1 protein-coding gene is annotated in these 650 nt (G+C 68.8%); it reads left to right on the top strand.

Annotated features, from left to right (window positions below):
• On the top strand, positions 1 to 611 hold a 611-nt coding region (locus tag DMH01_RS42485), incomplete at its 5' end, for an FUSC family protein (RefSeq protein WP_148106607.1).
• Positions 612 to 650 lie beyond the last annotated feature (39 nt).

The raw sequence follows: 650 nt of genomic DNA, 5'->3' as shown, positions 1-650 counted from the left end.
CCGTGTTCTGTGTCCTCATCGGACTGACCGGTCCCACGAGACCTGTTGGGCAGGCGGTTCCGCCGCCGGGAGTGACGTGTGGTCCGGAGGACTGCGCACGAGGGCGCCGAAGGTCGTGTGCTCTGGTCCACGCCGCCCGTTACGTGCTGGCGATCTCGGCGGCGGGCTTCTGCGGCCTGCTGCTGGGCGTCGAGCACGCGAACTGGGCGATGGCCTCCGCGGCGGTGCCGCTGGCCGCCGTCGATGTGCGCAACCGGCTCCATCCCGGAGTACGCAGTGTCGTCCACCGCAGCGTCCACCGGGTCCTGGGCACGTTCGCCGGACTCGGCGTCACCGCCCTGCTGCTCCTTCCCGATCTCGGCGGGACGCTGCTGGCCTTGTCGGTGATCGTGCTCCTGTTCCCGACCGAACTGTTCATGTCCCGTCATTACGGACTGGCGCTCGGCTTCTTCACGCCGCTGATCATGGTGATGACGGAACTGGCCGCTCCGGCCGAACCGCTGACGCTCCTCACCGACCGGGTGCTCGACACCCTGATCGGGGTCGTCGCCGGAATCGCGGCGGCGGTCTTCGTCCGCGGCCCGTGCGCTAGGCCGACCGTTCGACCGTGACCTTGAGATGCTTCATGATCGGCTGATCGCTCTGGGTGC

Origin of the sequence: Amycolatopsis sp. WAC 04182 (genome assembly GCF_003947465.1) — a bacterium.
In the GTDB taxonomy this organism is placed as follows: Bacteria; Actinomycetota; Actinomycetes; order Mycobacteriales; family Pseudonocardiaceae; genus Amycolatopsis.
This window is presented reverse-complemented; position numbering and strand designations above follow the sequence as displayed.